This is a genomic window from Niallia endozanthoxylica, from assembly GCF_008710145.1.
Lineage (GTDB): Bacteria > Bacillota > Bacilli > Bacillales > Cytobacillaceae > Bacillus_BD > Bacillus_BD endozanthoxylica.
Window position 1 is genome coordinate 23913 of record NZ_VYKL01000045.1, and the last position, 16670, is coordinate 40582.

General features: G+C 39.9%; 15 protein-coding genes and 1 pseudogene. 8 read left to right on the plus strand and 8 right to left on the minus strand.

Going from position 1 to position 16670, the window contains the following annotated elements:
* Positions 1-16: 16 nt before the first annotated feature.
* Positions 17-772, minus strand: a complete 756-nt coding sequence (locus F4V44_RS23385; RefSeq protein WP_150442421.1) for a threonine/serine exporter family protein — start codon at positions 770-772, stop codon at positions 17-19.
* A 274-nt stretch (positions 773-1046) separates the two neighbouring features.
* Entirely contained in the window at positions 1047-1613 is a 567-nt protein-coding gene (locus F4V44_RS23390; protein ID WP_150442422.1) for an FAD-dependent oxidoreductase, read from the minus strand.
* 457 nt (positions 1614-2070) lie between these two features.
* Here F4V44_RS23390 and F4V44_RS23395 point away from each other — a divergent pair.
* Positions 2071-2424, plus strand: a pseudogene (locus F4V44_RS23395) (cation:dicarboxylate symporter family transporter); the annotation flags it as partial.
* Between the two features lie 109 nt (positions 2425-2533).
* Entirely contained in the window at positions 2534-3775 is a 1242-nt protein-coding gene (gene pepT / locus F4V44_RS23400) for a peptidase T (RefSeq protein WP_150442423.1), read from the plus strand.
* 50 nt (positions 3776-3825) lie between these two features.
* Here pepT and F4V44_RS23405 read toward each other — a convergent pair whose 3' ends face one another.
* The 3 genes from F4V44_RS23405 to F4V44_RS23415 all read right to left on the minus strand — a co-directional run bounded on the left by F4V44_RS23405 (position 3826) and on the right by F4V44_RS23415 (position 6794).
* Positions 3826-4350: a Gx transporter family protein gene (locus F4V44_RS23405; protein ID WP_150442424.1), complete on the minus strand. Its 525-nt coding sequence runs from the start codon at positions 4348-4350 to the stop codon at positions 3826-3828.
* A gap of 16 nt (positions 4351-4366) precedes the next feature.
* Positions 4367-4810, minus strand: a complete 444-nt coding sequence (locus F4V44_RS23410) for a NusG domain II-containing protein (protein ID WP_150442425.1) — start codon at positions 4808-4810, stop codon at positions 4367-4369.
* A gap of 133 nt (positions 4811-4943) precedes the next feature.
* Positions 4944-6794 carry an NAD(P)/FAD-dependent oxidoreductase gene (locus F4V44_RS23415; protein ID WP_150442426.1) on the minus strand — a complete coding sequence of 617 codons (1851 nt, stop codon included), beginning with the start codon at positions 6792-6794 and terminating at the stop codon, positions 4944-4946.
* Between the two features lie 617 nt (positions 6795-7411).
* Here F4V44_RS23415 and F4V44_RS23420 point away from each other — a divergent pair.
* From F4V44_RS23420 to F4V44_RS23440, 5 genes are read left to right on the plus strand one after another with little or no spacing between them, the layout of a single operon-like run.
* On the plus strand, positions 7412-8476 hold the full coding sequence (locus F4V44_RS23420) for an FAD:protein FMN transferase (RefSeq protein WP_150442427.1): 1065 nt from the start codon (positions 7412-7414) through the stop codon (positions 8474-8476).
* Positions 8477-8503: 27 nt separating this feature from the next.
* Entirely contained in the window at positions 8504-9442 is a 939-nt protein-coding gene (menA, locus tag F4V44_RS23425) for a 1,4-dihydroxy-2-naphthoate polyprenyltransferase (protein ID WP_150442428.1), read from the plus strand.
* Positions 9443-9456: 14 nt separating this feature from the next.
* Complete coding sequence (locus tag F4V44_RS23430) at positions 9457-10269, plus strand: energy-coupling factor transporter ATPase (RefSeq protein WP_150442429.1); 813 nt, start codon at positions 9457-9459, stop codon at positions 10267-10269.
* Complete coding sequence (locus F4V44_RS23435) at positions 10260-11117, plus strand: energy-coupling factor transporter ATPase (RefSeq protein ID WP_150442541.1); 858 nt, start codon at positions 10260-10262, stop codon at positions 11115-11117. Before F4V44_RS23430 ends, F4V44_RS23435 begins: the two co-directional genes overlap by 10 nt.
* The gene (locus F4V44_RS23440; RefSeq protein WP_150442430.1) at positions 11114-11926 is read left to right on the plus strand and encodes an energy-coupling factor transporter transmembrane component T family protein; all 813 of its coding nucleotides are present in this window, start codon (positions 11114-11116) and stop codon (positions 11924-11926) included. Before F4V44_RS23435 ends, F4V44_RS23440 begins: the two co-directional genes overlap by 4 nt.
* Positions 11927-11987: 61 nt before the next feature.
* On the opposite strand, the gene F4V44_RS23445 is transcribed toward F4V44_RS23440, so the two are convergent.
* Positions 11988-12896 (minus strand): LysR family transcriptional regulator, encoded by a 909-nt coding sequence (locus tag F4V44_RS23445; RefSeq protein WP_150442431.1) that lies wholly within the window; start codon positions 12894-12896, stop codon positions 11988-11990.
* A 329-nt stretch (positions 12897-13225) separates the two neighbouring features.
* Here F4V44_RS23445 and gdhA point away from each other — a divergent pair, with 329 nt between their 5' ends.
* Positions 13226-14590 (plus strand): NADP-specific glutamate dehydrogenase, encoded by a 1365-nt coding sequence (gdhA, locus tag F4V44_RS23450; protein WP_396897514.1) that lies wholly within the window; start codon positions 13226-13228, stop codon positions 14588-14590.
* Between the two features lie 215 nt (positions 14591-14805).
* Here the strand turns inward: gdhA and F4V44_RS23455 are convergent, their stop codons facing one another.
* Both F4V44_RS23455 and F4V44_RS23460 read right to left on the minus strand, forming a co-directional pair.
* A complete protein-coding gene (locus F4V44_RS23455; protein WP_150442433.1) occupies positions 14806-15417 on the minus strand; it encodes a hypothetical protein in 612 nt (203 codons plus the stop codon).
* 9 nt (positions 15418-15426) lie between these two features.
* On the minus strand, positions 15427-16629 hold the full coding sequence (locus tag F4V44_RS23460) for a ParM/StbA family protein (protein WP_150442434.1): 1203 nt from the start codon (positions 16627-16629) through the stop codon (positions 15427-15429).
* Between the last annotated feature and the right edge of the window lie 41 nt (positions 16630-16670).

Here is a 16670-nt window from a genome sequence, read left to right on the forward strand (position 1 = left end):
CTTAGGCTTTTCATTGTTATATAAAAGCAAGAACAATCGCAATTCCCGAACCAATAGCCAAAGCTGTTAAAAAGGCATCTGCCCCTTTAGCAAGAGCGGACATCAGGTGTCCATCCATTAAATCGCGGACCGCGTTCGTAATGAGAAGCCCTGGAACGAGCGGCATAACAGATGAAATAATAATAAGATCGAGATCAGTACCAAAGCCAGTATAGATAGATAAAGCCGCAAGCATACCGATAACACAGGACGATAGACCTTCTGCGAAGAATTTTACTTTTATGTATTTATGTAAATAAATAAACAGCATTTGCCCGATTCCACCGGCAATCATAGCCGGAATGAAATCCTGCCAAACCCCTTGAAACATAATTAAAAAACAGCCGCTGGCAACGGAAGCAGAAAGAATCTGAAGCCACAATGGATAGGCTAGATTTGCTTTTGCTACCTTTTTCAATTGGGCTAAAGCCTCTTCAACCGTCAATTCTCCCCTACTTATTTGCCGAGAAATACTGTTTACAATCGCCACTTTTTCTAAATCAGTCGAACGTTCGGCAACACGGACTAATTTTGCTCGGTCTTCCCGGTTAGATGAAAAGACTATTCCTGTCGGCGTGACAAAGCTCTGCGCTTCCGGAACACCAAAGGATGCTGCAATCCTCATCATCGTATCCTCGACACGGCTTGTTTCTGCCCCGCTTTTAATCAAAATTTCACCGGCAAGTAAACAAAGCTCAACAATCCTTGCAATTTGATTATTATTTAAGCCCATTTAAGCACCTCACTTCAAAATGGTCTGCTTCCTCTGTATTGTTATTCAATAGTTAACATTTAAACCATTAAAAAAGCCCTGTCAACAGAAGTGACAAGACTTTTTTAGTATAAATATTTTTCAAAAATACTATTTACAAAAAGAACAACGAGGCTTTACATTTTCGATCAAGAGATCATGTGTACAGCAAAACTCCGCACTCATTCTTTTTTATTAAACTATGTTTACAAATAAATATTCAAAAATCAACAATGTTAATAAACAAAGTTTTTTATTAAGCCTTTAATACATCATGGTCAACATAGCGTTCACCAATGATTTCACTAATTACGTTAATAGCAATACGTGCACCATCACCAGCTGTTACAATCGTATGCGCACTTACGCCTGCAGCAACACCAGCTGCCCATATTCCTTTTTTACTAGTCTCACCGTCAGCATTAACAGAAATAGCCGTTTTGAATCTTGGCTCTCTGTGATCCTTTGTTTCGATTCCTAAACTCTCAGCAAGGTTAGTTAATGCACCTGTTGCAATAATGATATGTCCCGCTTCATACTTTGAGCCACTTTCCGTTTCAATCACGAAGGATCCTGCTTCACCTGTAATATTTGTTACTGTCTCTTCTTTCATTTCAGCGCCGAATTTTGCTGCTTGTTTTTTTCCAACCTCTAGCATATCCGGTCCTGCAATAGCTTCAACACTGTAATGGTTTTCCATCCAAGCTCTTGCCGTCATGCTTTTATTTGAATCAAGTAAAAGTGTTTTCTTTCCAGCCTTAGCAGCAAATAAAGCAGCACTTCCTCCTGCAGGACCTGCACCAATAATAGCTATTTCGTACATAAGTATTTTCCACCTTTCCTATATCAAATTCGCCCGCCGAATTTGCGCCCCGATTTTTATCGAGCTTGCTCGATAAATTTCCGTAAAAAATCGCAAGGCTCGCCGGAGGCTTAACTTCATTCATCCCCAACTTTATAGAAGCGGAAGACTCCTGTTGAATGAAGTTAAAATAATTCTCCTTTAACCATAATTCTTTCCAATTCAAAAGTAAAATAAAACGCTTTATTTTCATTGGAGTTATTATTGTAATGTAATTTTAAAACCCTCATAATAGAATTAATTCATTATGATTCTATTACTTTAGTAAAGAAAGGTAACTAGTCATGAAAGGTCTTTTCAACAGTTATAAGTCATCTCTTATTTTGTTAGCAGCAATCATTATTGGCGGAATTGCCGGGCTTATTTACGGACCGAAAACAGCAATCGTAAAGCCATTTGGGGATTTATTTCTTCATTTATTCCGCTTGGTGCGAATACCCATAAGGATGGATCCGTATTTGGCGGCGTTCTAAAAATTGTATTCTTATTCAGCCTCTTCGGCAGAGATATGTCCAGCCTTTCAAGTATTGCCAGCATCATCGCTGTCTCCTTTCTTGTCGGAGCTGTGATGGGAGCCATTCCAGGCGGAGGAATGATTGGAGAGATGCTCATCCTTAGCGTATTTGGTTTCCCGCCAGAAGTTCTTCCAATCATTGCTGTCATCAGTACCATTATTGACGCACCAGCAACACTTCTCAATTCAACAGGCAACACCGTCTGCGCCATGATGGTAACCCGCCTCGTCGAAGGAAAAAACTGGCTCCTTAGATAAAGTGTCAAGCACCGCAAAAGGACAAATTGCATCATTTTGTCCATCTGTGGTGCCTGACACTTTTTTCATGTATGATAGGACTAATTAAAGAATAGGAGTTGATAGTTCAATGAAGGATGATATTATTAAACGATTTACTTCCTATGTAAAAGTAGATACACAGTCAAATGCTAATAACGAAAACTGCCCATCCACACCTGGGCAGCTGACACTGGCTAATATGCTGGTAGAAGAATTGAAAACCATCGGAATGGAAGAGGTAACGATTGATGAACATGGCTATGTAATGGCAACCCTTCCTTCTAATACAGAAAAGGAAGTTCCAACCATTGGATTCCTATCCCATGTTGATACAGCGACAGATTTCACTGGAAAAGACGTAAAACCTCAGCTATTCGAGAATTATGATGGAAAAGAAATTGTGTTAAATGAGTCTTTACAAATCAAGTTGACCCCGGAACAATTCCCTGAGTTATCGAATTACATAGGGCATACGCTCATTACAACAGATGGAACCACGCTTCTTGGGGCAGATGATAAAGCAGGAATTGCCGAAATCATGACAGCAATGGATTATCTCATTAATAATCCTGATATTGAGCATGGTAAAATCCGCGTTGCCTTTACACCCGATGAAGAAATCGGCAGAGGTCCGCATAAGTTTAATGTGGAAGCCTTTAATGCCTCACATGCCTATACGGTTGACGGCGGACCGCTTGGTGAATTAGAATACGAAAGCTTTAATGCAGCTGCAGCCAAAATCACATTCAAGGGCACTAATGTTCACCCTGGAACAGCAAAAGGAAAAATGGTCAACTCTACAAAAATGGCCATGGATTTCAACAGCAGGCTTCCTATCAATGAGGCTCCTGAGCACACAGAAGGCTACGAAGGATTTTATCACCTTCTTTCCTTCCAAGGCGATGTGGAAGAAACCGTCCTCCATTACATCATTCGGGATCATGACCGTGAGAAGTTTGAGGCAAGAAAAAATACGGTCACTACGCTCGTGGATGAGATTCGCAAAAAGTATGGTAAAGAAAGAGTAGAGCTTGAGCTAAATGATCAATATTACAATATGGGAGAAAAAATAGAGCCCGTTAAAGAGATTGTTGATATTGCTCATCAAGCAATGGAGAATATGGGCATTAAACCAATTGTGAAGCCCATTCGTGGAGGAACAGACGGGTCACAGCTATCCTATATGGGACTGCCGACACCAAACATTTTTGCCGGCGGAGAGAACTTCCATGGCAGATTTGAATATGTCTCTGTAGATAATATGGTACTTGCAGCAAAGGTAATTGTAGAGATTGCCAGGTTAACAGCTGCTGAAATGGCGAAAAATTAGGATATAAGAAAGGGCTTCCCTTTGCTTTTGGAGAAGCCCCTTCTTATATCCTATTCATTTAAATACCGATAATAAACCAATTTTTCAACATGTGTCAGCAGATAGTTAGCAATAATACCAATGGCAATCCCAGACAAGATTCCGATAAAGGACATAACAGGCAAGTAAAGAAGCACAGTCCATGTTTGAGCAATCCAGCTGGCAATCAACAGCTGCCCGACATTATGCATGATGGCTCCAGCCACACTTACACCGATTAAACTAATCCTTGATGGTCCCAATTGTTTTACAAGTATCATTCCTAATAAACTTAAGATGGCCCCAGATGCACTATACATAAAGGATGAAAGATTGCCGCCCAATAAGGCGGAGAGTGTGATACGTATCAATACTACCTTTGTAACATCTTTTACAGTCAGGGTATAAAGTGCCATACAGGTGATAATATTGGCTAATCCCAATTTTGCACCGGGAGCAAATGCAAATGGAAAAGGGATGGCCCGTTCGAGTATGCTAATAATGACAGCTTGAGCCGCTAACAAAGCTATGTATACAATGCGCTGATTTTTTGTCATTTTTATATACTCCCATCTATGAACTGATAATCGGTTCATCCTCAATTACTGAACCACCGATAGATTCAATCTCAATGATAAAATTATGCGGCAGACAAACAGCGGTTTCTCCAGGCTTAGAAAGAAAACCAAATTGAACACATACCTGATCTGAACAGTTTGCCCCTTTAATACGAATTTCCTCGCCCCTTACTTCAACCGTATTATAATCATTATCCGAGCTGAAAATATCAAACACTTCATTCTTGGTATTTCCTGTTAGAGTAATGCGTCTTACCTCTTTATTGTTAACAGAAATAACAGCAACATAAACTGGATCCCCACCCTGAGCCTTTGCAAAACCGCCATTTTTCTCAGCTTGTTGGTAACTAAAAATGGCAGCAGGAAGAAAAGAAATCAGCACAAGAACGAGAGTGACAATTACGTCCCATCGTTTAATCATGGCAGAAAAACTCTTCACTTCTTTTCACTCCTTTTCCATAAAAGCTACGTTTTAGTATAACCATCAATCTATTTTGAAAAAATTATTTCATTATATAAAGATAATAAAGCGCGAGACATAAATACCTCACGCTTTACCTTGATAAACTATGTTATTTATCTCTATAGATTGAACGTTCCTTACCGTACCACCAGCCACCAAGTCCTTTTGCTAAAGCAGGTAATACATAATAATCTAAGCCTAAGAAACGGCCTGAACCATTCATTAATGCGATAGATGCCGGAAGCGCCCAGAATTTATCCCAGCCAAGCATGGCAGTTAAAGTAAACATACATAACATACTTACACTTACAAAGTTAAATAACCAAGTGAATAAACCAAGAGCAATGGCAATACCCATTGCAAACTCCACAAAACCAATCATTTGCTGCATAAAGATTGCCACTTCTGGTGTTGGCATCATAAGCTTCATGATTGCTGCAAACCAGCCTGGCATTGCATCCAAAATTGGAGGAGCAATAACAGTTGCTGTTTCAGATGCCCCTTCGGCAGCTGCGCTGGCACCTGTTGTGGCAGTTTGTAACCATTCGAAAGGCATTTTTACTGATTCACTTTTCACCCAAGAATCTTCACCAATGCTAAGTTTTCCTTGAGCCCAGTTCGTTTCGCCAAAAATCTTCTTGCCGCCTTCTTCAATCCAGAACCAGCCGACGTATAAGCGTAACAGGAAGCTCCAGATGACATTACCATAGCGCGTTGTTACATCACGGAAGATATTACGTTTGTCTCTTGTATGGAAAATTTCATGCTTAACGTAGTTCCATGCATAATACCCGCTTCCGATTGTTAGGAAGTAATAGATATTAACAATATGCTTCATAAAGTTTGCCATCCAGCCACTTAAACGAAGGCCGCTTAAGTTTGCAACACCATATCTGCCTCCGATGGAAACCATTGTTCCATGATACTTACCGTGGTATGCAGTCTTTCCTCCGCCGCTGATCTCGGCAATAATATTCTTCGCTGCTGTCGCACCCGTTTGTTCCGCAGCCTCTACAATTTGCGGAATCGGCTTGCCGTCTTCTTCATAGTAAGCCAAGTCTCCGACAACATACGTATCTTTCTTGCCTTCAGCTTCCATGTATTCATTAACGATTAAACGTCCTGCACGCCCTGCAGACATTCCATAATCTTTTGTATCAGAGTTTGCCTTAACACCTGCAGTCCAAATTAATGTATGAGTCGGAATTTCTTCACCTGACTTCAATACGATGGATTCAGCTTTTACTTCAACGATTGGTGCATTCTTTAAGATTTTAACACCTTGTTTTACTAAGTAACGCTCAGCCTTATCAGCATCTGTACGATCAAGCATGTTTAAGATAGTAGGCGCAGCTTCCACTACATATAAAGTAAAATCCTCTTCATCCAGTTTGTATTCTTTAGCTAATGTCGTTTTCCATTCGATTAACTCACCGACCATTTCAATCCCAGTAAAACCAGAACCGCAGACAGTGAATGTTAACATCGCTCGGCGTATTTCTGGATCTTGAACATTTGCTGCTTTACGAACTGTGTGCTCGATATGTTCACGTAATCTTACAGCAGCTTCCCATGACCAAAGCGTGAAACCATACTCCTGTACACCAGGTGTTCCAAAGTCATTTGCTTCTCCGCCCATACCTAGAATTAAGTAATCATAAGTATAAGATCCGTGCTCTGTTGTAATGACCTTTTTATCATGATCAACATGCTTAACATTATCTGTAACTAACTTTACTTTTGTCCGATTAAAAAGTCTGCGTAAATCAAATTGTATATCCTTCGGTTCAACACGGTTTGCAGCAACCTCGTGAAGTTCCGTCATCATTGTATGATAAGAATGACGATCAATTAATGTAATTGAAACTGAATCGTCACGTTTATATTTTTTTGCAAGTTTTTTGGCTGCGTGTACACCGGCATATCCCGCTCCGATGACAACTATTTTTTTCTCTGCCAATTGACTCATTCCCCTCTAAAAATTGATATCAATTCCATTTGTGAATAAATGAACAACCACATCCTATATACTACATCGATATATAGACACTGTCTATATTGTTCACCAAATGTTAACAAATTTCGACATGTTCACGAAATGTATTAAAACAAAATGATTACTTTAATGAAATCTATATTTTAAGCGGAATAGTCACATTTCTTTCTATATACTATGGCTATAAACAGCCTTATATCGCATTTTTAGTCCCATAGACATCTTAAATAAAAAAAGCTATTATGAGTTTGTCCTTTTGTATAAGGAACTATTCGTCATCGACAGAACGGGTCACTGCTTCTGAGAAACCTATAGAAAAAAGTTAAGTGAAAAGAAGTGCAATTCATTCTTTTGATAGGACTTAAGCCTTACAATCATCTAGCATAGTTAACTAGGAGAGGATTAGCCTGGGCAGCAATAAAGTTCATATATGCGCCAAAACAGGAAATACTATTCCTATTTAAATATTATCATTATTATCTTTAGTACTCACTTTTTCACTCATACTAATATTCAACAAAAGCAGCAAGAGACTTTAACGACTGCTCCAAATGCTTTTGGAAAAGAAAGGTTTGAATCATATGAAGAAAAACAAGCTCTTATCCATCGTTTTGGTGGCCCTATTATTACTCTCCGGCTGTGCAGGTAAGGAAAAAGAGGCGAAGGCTCCTGAGCCTGAACTGCTGACAAGCCCTTATAAGAAAACAGAATTTCTAATGGGAACGATTGTTACGTTAAAGATTTATGATGAAGGAAAAGAGGAAGTCCTTGAAAAAACCTTTGATCGAATAAAGTACTTGGCTGCCCATATTACTGTAAATGAAAACGAAAAGCAGTCTGAAATCGATGAAATCAACAGAAAAGCCGGCATTGAGCCAGTCAAAGTAACAAAAGATATTTATGAACTGATTGAAGCTGGTGAAGCCTACAGCGTTGATACAGAAGGTACATTCGACATCACTATCGGTCCACTGACAAATTTATGGCGCATCGGCTTTCCAGATGCACGTAAGCCAGAGCAGTCTGAAATCGATGCTGTTTTACCTTTAATCGATTATGAGCAGGTAGAGTTAAATAAAAAAGACCAAACGGTATACCTGAAGGAACAAGGAATGCAATTAGATTTAGGCGCCATTGCTAAAGGATATATTACAGATGAAGTAGTTGAAGTGTTAAAAGATAACGGTGTAACAACAGCGATTGTTGACTTAGGCGGCAATATCTATGTTTTGGGAAAGAATCCGTCAGGAAGGGAGTGGACAGTCGGGGTTCAAAATCCTTTATCATCTAGAGGAGAAACCATTGGGAAAATTACTGAAGCAAACAAATCAATTGTTACCTCTGGTATTTATGAACGCTACCTTGAAGTCGACGGAGAAACATATCATCATCTATTAAATCCAGATGATGGATACCCTTTTAACAACGATATTGCAGGTGTATCTATAGTTACTAAAAAGTCAATTGACGGAGACGGACTTTCGACATCGCTTTTTTCAAAAGGAATTCAAGACGGACTTGAGTTCATTGAACAGTATGAGGGAGCAGAGGCCATCTTTATTAGTACGGATAATAAAGTGTATATCACTTCCGGATTAAAAGGAAACTTTGAATTAACAAATGATGAATTCAAGCTGGTGGAATAACACCGGCTCCGTAAGGGGGAACATACTATGTCACTGCGTACCTTTTTAAAACTCATCGAAATCCAAACAAAAGTGGCAAGCCTATTTCCATTCCTAGTAGGCTTGCTCTTTGTTATCTATCGATTTGAGACGATTAAACCTTTAAATACTGTTATTTTCTTTTTATCTATGCTGATTTTTGATTCAACAACAACTGCTATTAATAATTATATGGATTATAAAAAGGCAACAACCGATGAATATCGTAAAAGAGAAAATATTATCGGGCAGGAAAACATCTCCGTACAATTGGTTAGAAATACAATTATTACAATGTTATTGATTGCAACAGCACTCGGCATTTGGCTTGTATTCCATACCGATCTACTCGTTCTATTCCTTGGCATCCTCTGCTTCATTATTGGTGTCTTTTATACGTACGGACCTGTTCCTATTTCAAGAATGCCGCTTGGCGAGGTATTTTCCGGTGTCACAATGGGCTTCGGAATCTTATTTTTAATCGTCTATGTCAATGCATATGATCAGGGCATTGCAAATTTAATTTTGGATGGTCAAACCCTGACCCTTGAGATGAATCTAGCCCTGCTAGGTGAAATTGTGTGGGTTTCCCTTCCATGTATCTTTACAATTGCTAACATCATGTTAGCTAACAATATTTGTGATCTTGAAGACGATATTAAGAATCTTCGCTTCACACTGCCGTATTATATTGGTAAAAAAACAGCCATTGCTCTCTATAATGTGCTTTATGCTGCAACATTTGTATCTATCCTGACAGCTGTTCTATTTGATATCTTACCGACAATCATGCTGCTCAGTTTATTAATTATTATCCCGGTATCCAAACATATTTCTGTTTTTAATAAGAAACAAATAAAATCCGAAACGTTTCATCTAGCCATTAAAAATTTAGTTTTGGTAAACGGCTCTATTATTGCGATGATGGTTGTTTCATTTATTGTGTAAGGAGGATGATCGTCATGCCGACACCTATTATAGAAGTGAAAAACCTCACATTTCGATATGACAAACGCTTGGAAAAGGAAACCCTGGCAAACGTTTCTTTTGCCATCGATAAAGGAGAATGGGTGGCAATTGTCGGACACAATGGTTCTGGGAAATCCACACTAGCACGTATGCTAGTAGGCTTGTTGCTTCCTCAAAGCGGACTTATCTCCATTGCTGGACGAGAATTGAACGACGAGAGTAAATGGGAATTGCGACGTCGTATTGGCATGGTATTTCAAAACCCTGATAATCAATTTATTGGTACAACTGTTCAAGATGATGTGGCTTTTTGTCTGGAAAACCTGAATATGTCTTTCGATGAAATGAAGGCAAGAATTGACGAAGCGCTTGAATTGGTTGAAATGTCCGCCTTTCGCGAGCACGACCCTTCCCGATTATCCGGCGGCCAAAAGCAGCGGGTGGCCATCGCCGGCGTACTTGCCTTAAAGCCGGACGTACTTATTCTTGATGAGGCATTAGTTATGCTTGACCCAAGGAGCCGCCGTGAACTACTTGCTTCACTGCAGCAGCTAAGAAACACTCAAAATCTTACTATTATCTCCATCACACATGATATGAACGAAGCTGCAGCGGCTGACCGTATCCTCATGCTTCGAGAGGGACATATTGAAAAGTGCGGCCCCCCTCAAGATGTGTTTCACGGCGAAATAGAATGGGAGCCGCCTTTTGCTGAACGACTGCGGCGAACTTTGCTCAAACGAAACTGCAGCGTTCCGAACAGTTATATGACGGAAGAAGAAATGGTGCAATGGCTATGGAAGTAATCTTCGAAAATGTATCAGCAGATTATCAATTAGGACCCATTCGAAGCCCCTTAGTACTTCATTCAGTTGATGTCACGATACAATCAGGTTCTTATACAGCAGTGGTCGGTTATACCGGCGCCGGCAAATCAAGTCTTCTAAAGGCAATGAACGGCTTGCTTCTTCCGAAAGAGGGTCAGATCTCAATTGGTCATTTACTAATAAAACCAGATAAAAATAAGAAAGCCTTAAAGTCCATTCGCAAACGGGTAGGGATGGTGTTTCAATTCCCTGAATCACAATTATTTGCAGAGACGGTTGAAAAGGATATCTGCTTCGGACCAATTAATTTTGGTGTTCCAAAGACTGAGGCAAAGGAAATTGCTAAACAAGTACTAGAACAGGTTGGATTACAGCAGGATATTTTAACAAAATCTCCTTTTTCTCTTTCCGGAGGTCAAAAAAGACGCGTTGCAATCGCTGGGATACTGGCCATGCAGCCAGACATTCTTGTATTAGACGAACCAGGAGCCGGACTCGACCCAAATGGCCGAAAGGAGATCATGGATTTAATTGCCTCCTGGCACCAGGACAGAGGGATGACAACGGTGCTAGTTACCCATGATATGGAGGATGTCGTTACATACGCAGATAGTGTGATTGTCATGGAGAAAGGACAGGTTGTTCTGCATGATGATGTCGAGAAGGTTTTCTCCAACCATGAACAATTGGAAAAGTGGCATCTTGATGTACCTGATGCCAGACGGTTCCAACTAAATTTTGAAAAGCAAACGGGAATCCTTTTACCAAAGGTTTGTTTAACGGTAGATGATTTGGCAGACGCTTTTATTGAGGTGGGGCTTGCATGAATAAACTCATTTTAGGACGTTATTTTCCAGGCGACTCTTGGATTCACCAGCTTGACCCGCGTTCAAAGCTACTCGCTTGTATTTACTTTATCTTTGTATTATTTTTAGCAAATAATTGGCAGACCTATGCCTTGCTTTGGATTTTCACTTTATTGGTCATGTATTTATCCGGTGTCAGCTTTAAGACATACCTTCGCGGTGTCAGGCCCTTAATTTGGCTGATTCTATTTACAGTCTTTTTACAGGTATTATTTACATCAGGCGGCACCATTTACGTTGATTGGGGACCGATAACGATTTCAGAATTTGGTTTAACAAATGGTGTGTATATTTTTTGCCGCTTTGTAATGATTGTTTTCGTTTCAACCGTCGTGACACTGACTACAAAACCGATTGACTTGACCGACGGGATTAACTCTTTATTGCGTCCGCTGCGCGCCCTGAAAGTTCCAGTAGATGAATTTGCGTTAATGCTATCGATTTCTTTACGTTTCATTCCTAATTTGCTGGATGAAACGCAAAAGGTGATGGATGCCCAAGCCGCAAGGGGCACCGATTTTGGCGAAGGTTCTCTTGTAAAGCAAATGAAAACATTAGTACCTATCTTTCTCCCTCTCTTTGTCAGCTCCTTAAATCGGGCTGAGGAGCTGGCAAATGCGATGGAAGTACGAGGCTACCAATCAGGAGAAAAACGTTCTACATTTCGCCGCCTGACATGGCAAAAGCGGGATACTCTTTGCTTAATATTTATGCTGGCATTAACAGCCGGGTTAGCATTTCTCCGAGCCGATGGCAGCATTTTGCATTGAATTTGCAAATAAATAACCAAATGAGGGCTGTCCGCGTGACGCCCTCATTTTTATTTCAGATTTATTCATTTTGATACAGATCATTACGTGCGAAAAAGTCCATCAGGAAATGATAGAAAAGATTTTGTGTAGGCAGCAGCTGACGATGTCTTGGAATAATCACACCAACCGTCCGAGTAACTTTAGGTTCCGTAACTGGAATGATGACTGTCGAACGCGGCGGATTATCGATAATCGTGACATCCGGAATTAATGTCACACCCAATCCCGCAGCAACAAGTCCTTTTATTGCATCAATATCCTCACCTTCAAATGTTACATTCGGCTCAAAACCTAGCTTCGTACACGCATCCACAAGAATTTCACGTAAGATAAACCCTTTAGGAAACAATATAAATGATTCATCCTGGAGCTGACTCAATTTTAAAGAAGCTTCACCTGCAAGTTTGTGGTCCTTTGGCAGTAAGGCTACGAGCTCCTCGGTAAAAAAGATACTCCCCTTAACCTTTTTTTCTTCCATCGGCACAGGTCCAAGCAAAGCCATATCGATTTCGCCTTTTGCAACTTGATCAATTAAATAGTAGTAGGCACCTTGCTTCAGCTGAAACTTAACATTAGGATAGCGTTCCCGGAAGGCAGAGATAGCCGTCGGCATCGTATGGGTTGCTAAACTGCTTGGGAACCCAACACGAATTGTACCTTGACCTGGGTCTAAATATTCGGCAATTTCACGCTGCGCGCTCTCAAGGATGGTGACTGCTTCTTCCATATGTTCAAGAAACATTCTCCCTATCGGCGTCAGCTTTACATTTCTTCCTTCCCGGACAAACAAGTCAACACCAAGCTCAGACTCTAAATTAAATATTTGCCGGCTGACAGCAGATTGGGCCACATGCAAATGCATGGCAGCTTCTGTCACATGTTCTCTTTTTGCCACCTCTATAAAATATTGAATTTGTCTTAGCTCCATTCCCCAATTACTCCCTTTTCTAAATAATCCCATTTCGATATCATTTTTGATTATTTTATGCTAAATTGGGATATTATTTTAATATGACAAAATCCACGCTTGAAATTTGTCGAAACCCAAAGAACTCCATCTATTTTTTGCGCTAATTACGGTGATTTCTACATAATTATTATATATTATATCAAATCGGCATTAGTTTTATCTATATTATATATTGTTTAGATTACTTATTAATAATAAAATAACATTGTACTCGAAAACTTTATTAATAATGCTTTATATAATAATAAATACTATTCAATAGCAGTTTAGTTGAAAGGATGATGGTTGTGAATTCATTAACAGAAACTCAAGGTGCTCAATATGTGCAGCATGTATTTGAAACAGTAAAAAAGCGTAATCCTAACGAGAGCGAATTCCATCAAGCAGTGAAAGAGATTTTATTTTCTCTTGCCCCTGTTTTCGATAAACACCCTCACTATATGGAACAAGGTGTGTTAGAGCGTATCGTAGAGCCAGAAAGACAAATTATCTTTCGTGTACCATGGGTAGATGACCAAGGCAAGGTACAGGTTAACCGCGGATTCCGTATTCAATTCAACAGTGCCATCGGACCATACAAAGGCGGTTTACGTTTCCACCCTTCTGTAAATGCAAGTATCATTAAATTCTTAGGCTTCGAACAAATTTTCAAAAACTCATTAACAGGACAGCCGATCGGCGGCGGTAAAGGCGGATCTGATTTCGATCCTAAAGGCAAATCTGACGGTGAAATTATGCGTTTCTGTCAAAGCTTTATGACTGAACTTGCTAAGCATATCGGACCTGATACAGACGTTCCTGCAGGGGATATCGGTGTTGGCGGAAGAGAGATTGGTTATATGTTCGGACAATACAAGAGACTTCAAAACGCATTCCATGCAGGCGTATTAACTGGTAAACCAGTTGGTTTCGGCGGAAGCTTAACACGTACAGAAGCTACAGGCTATGGTACAGTTTATTTCGTACAAGAAATGTTAAAAGATAACGGACTTGATTTCCAAGACAAAACAGTTGTTGTTTCTGGTTCAGGCAACGTATCTATCTATGCAATGGAAAAAGCAATGCAACTAGGTGCTAAAGTTGTAGCTTGCAGCGACTCTAACGGCTATGTATATGACAAGAATGGTATTAATCTTGATACTGTTAAGCGTCTAAAAGAGGTAGAAAGAAAACGTATCAATGAATATGTGAAAGAGCATCCAGAAGCGGATTATTTCGAAGGCTGCGAAAACATCTGGTTAATCCCATGTGACATCGCACTTCCTTGTGCAACACAAAATGAGATTGATGAAACTTCCGCAAAAATTCTTGTGACAAACGGCGTCAAAGCAATCGGTGAAGGAGCTAACATGCCTTCTACATTAGAAGCAATCGACGTATTCCTTGAAAATGGAGTTCTTTTCGGACCTGCAAAAGCAGCTAATGCCGGCGGTGTAGCAGTTTCTGCTCTAGAAATGGCTCAAAACAGCGCAAGAATTTCTTGGACTTTTGAAGAAGTTGACGCAAAATTACATGAAATTATGGTCAACATCTACCATAACAGCAAAAATGCTTCAGAAGAATACGGTCACCCAGGCAACCTTGTAGTTGGATCCAACATTGCTGGATTCCTAAAAGTTGCTAACGCTATGATCTCACAGGGTATCATCTAATAACTGAACCCGAACCCATAATAAAAAGCCCCGCTTCGCTCTAATTAGCGAAGCGGGGCTTTTTCGCTTTACCGGGCTGGGGGACAGTCCCCCAGCGCATTACTGCACTAAAGGTACTGTCTATACTGAATAAGGCCCGCCTCGAGGCGGGCCTTATTCACACAAAAAACACCTTTGTTTGACGTCTAGCTTCAGGCAGCTTCTGCTTTTCTTGTTTAGCTATTCATTCTTGCAAGGAAACCGCCAACCAGGTCATCAACGTCCAGTTCCTCGGCATCATCTTCCTCATCTGTTTCTTCCGCTTCCGCTTGTTTCACACTTTCCCAGTCAAAGCTATCTAGATCATCATTAAGATCCTCTAATGGGTCATTAAAGTCATCTACTTCAATCTCTAAGTCCTCGCTGACTACAGGCTTCTTTGCTGCAGCAATGCGCGGAAATTCCTCTTCTTCCTGAAGATATAATGCCTCATTAATATCTAAACTGCTGCTATTAAAGGAAGCTAACAGGGATGAAGCGCGAACCGGATCAGAAATAAGCTGATAAACGATACTGCCTAACAGTGCTTCCGAGTGTTCATGCTTCAACCAGTCTCTTTGTGCTTTTGTTAAGCTTTTCGGAAGCGGAATCGTAACCATTTCTCTGTCTCTAAAGGAAGAGCTATTAACTCCTTGTGTAACGAAGTCAGCAATTTTACTTGAAAAATTCCTTCGCTCTGTTTCCTTTAATCGCGTCAATTGTTTTAGTATATGGTCTGGTGTGTCAGAAGGGATTCGAAAGGATATTGTTTGTCCCCTCGTAATCTCATTTGCCGAAGTCCTTTTCATTTAATCACCTTATTTTACATTTTGAGGTTTTTTCAAATCTCCTGTTTTAGGCTCAATCACCTTTGCTTTTTCCTTTTCCTGCTTGCGAATAAAATCAGTTATGAGCTTATAATAAGCATTTGCCATCATCCAAATACTTTCCTTCTCATCTTCAAAGAAATCAATATTATAGCCGTCAAGGCTGTTATTTAAGGCCTTCAGATAATCCTTAAGTACATTAGAGCCTCCGCCTACAAAATAGCAAATTTCCGTTTGAGAATTCTTTTGCCATGTATTACGTAATAAACGGTATTGCTTTTTAGCCAAATCTAACAAGATTCGGTCTGTAATATCATGAACGCTTGTCCGACTTCCCTTTACCATAATATGATTACGGTCATGTTTTTTCGTTAATATTTCAACCACATCTCTGCGGCTATCTAGTTCCACACCGTGCTTCTTCCTAATTTCTTCACGAATCTGCTCTAATGATTCGGAAACACCAAGGTTAAAGCCCTGTGCTTTATCATCATCTACATTTCTGTTTTTAATAACAGCGATATCTGTTGAAAGTCCGCCAATGTCTTGAATAAGAATACGCTTATCAATTAAATCCTTATTAATAATGTTTAGATTATTATCCATTACAAGGTTAATGTAAGCTGCAAATCCCTCTGGATAAACCTTTACTTCATCAAACTTTAAGTTAACCTTAATACCTTGGTATTTTGGTGTAATTAAAAATTCAACCTGGTGTACATTACCTACCAATCTTGAACGATAGCCCGCATCCTTTCCTTCCTTTACTTCACGAAGAGGAAGGCCGGTACCTAGTGTATATCGCGCATCAATAACATTTCCATTCTTACGGAAAATGTTTGCATTCTCGTCTCTCACTGCATCCATAGCCAATGTAGTGAAAAGCATAATCAATGTTTGATCTTCTTCAGATTTACTGCTTCCCGGATCTAGTTCCGTTGTATTATTGCTCTTAGTCGCCAAGTTTCCAACCCGGTAAATAACATTGTTTTCTTTCAGTGCAGGGGAGTGGACCCTTACATGAATCCCATCAAGCGGGTTTTTGCTATCCAATTCTTCAATTCCGATAACCGGACGGTCTTCAACATCTCTAGCAATAATATTCGGTATATTTAGTTCATACTCTAATTTTCCAAAAATAGCTTTAATAGAATCATTACCTACATCAATAGCAGCAATTCTCGAATTCGACATCAACATACTTCCTCTCTCTTTACCAAAAATAGAATACAAAT